The organism is Nodosilinea sp. P-1105 (genome assembly GCF_012911975.1).
Taxonomy (GTDB): domain Bacteria; phylum Cyanobacteriota; class Cyanobacteriia; order Phormidesmidales; family Phormidesmidaceae; genus Nodosilinea.
Genome location: NZ_SMDQ01000173.1, coordinates 1 through 1,049, shown reverse-complemented (window position 1 = coordinate 1,049; position 1,049 = coordinate 1). Strand labels below are relative to the sequence as shown.

Here is a 1,049-nt window from a genome sequence, read left to right as displayed (position 1 = left end):
TTACCACGGGGCAGTACCTCTTCGGGGAATACAAACTTCTCGTGGGGCTGGTCGGTTGGTGCCATCCAGGCCCGGATGCCTTCGTTCAACAAGATGTTCTTGGTGTAGAAGGTCTCGAACTCAGGGTCTTCCGCTGCACGGATCTCTTGGGATACAAAGTCGTAGGCCCGCAGGTTCAGGCCTAAGCCCACAACCCCGACCGATGCCATCCACAACCCAGTCACGGGTACGAACAGCATGAAAAAGTGCAGCCAGCGCTTATTGGAAAACGCAATCCCAAAAATCTGAGACCAGAATCGGTTGGCGGTCACCATCGAATAGGTCTCTTCCGCTTGGGTGGGCTCAAAGGCGCGGAAGGTGTTGGCGTTCTCGCCATCTTTGAACAAGGTGTTCTCTACCGTCGCCCCATGGATGGCGCACAGCAGCGCTCCCCCCAGCACACCGGCTACCCCCATCATGTGGAAGGGGTTCAAGGTCCAGTTGTGGAAGCCCTGGAAAAACAGCAGAAAGCGGAAAATGGCGGCTACCCCAAAGCTGGGGGCAAAGAACCAACCGCTCTGGCCCAAGGGGTACATCAGAAATACACTGACAAATACCGCAATTGGGGCCGAAAAGGCGATGGCGTTATAAGGCCGCAGACCCACCAGACGGGCCACTTCAAACTGACGCAGCATGAAGCCGATCAGCCCGAAGGCGCCGTGCAAAGCCACGAAGTTCCACAGGCCGCCGAGTTGACACCAGCGCACAAAGTCGCCCTGGGCTTCGGGGCCCCACAGCAATAGCAGGGAGTGGCCCAGGCTATTGGCTGGGGTGGATACAGCGACGGTCAAAAAGTTGCAACCTTCCAGGTACGACGACGCGAGGCCGTGGGTATACCAAGAGGTTACGAAGGTGGTACCGGTTAACCATCCCCCAACCGCCATGTAGGCGCAGGGGAACAGTAATAGGCCGGACCAGCCAATAAAGACAAAGCGATCGCGCTTTAGCCAGTCGTCAAGGACGTCGAACCATCCTCGCTGGGCTTGCGCGCGTCCCATTGCTATGGTCAT

The 1,049-nt window shown here is 57.5% G+C and carries 1 protein-coding gene; it reads right to left on the bottom strand.

Annotation, left to right across the window (positions count from 1 at the left end; all coding sequences use genetic code 11):
• Window positions 1–1,049, bottom strand: a 1,049-nt coding sequence (psbD, locus tag E1H13_RS26620) for a photosystem II D2 protein (photosystem q(a) protein) (protein ID WP_169617974.1), incomplete at both ends; no start/stop codon positions are given.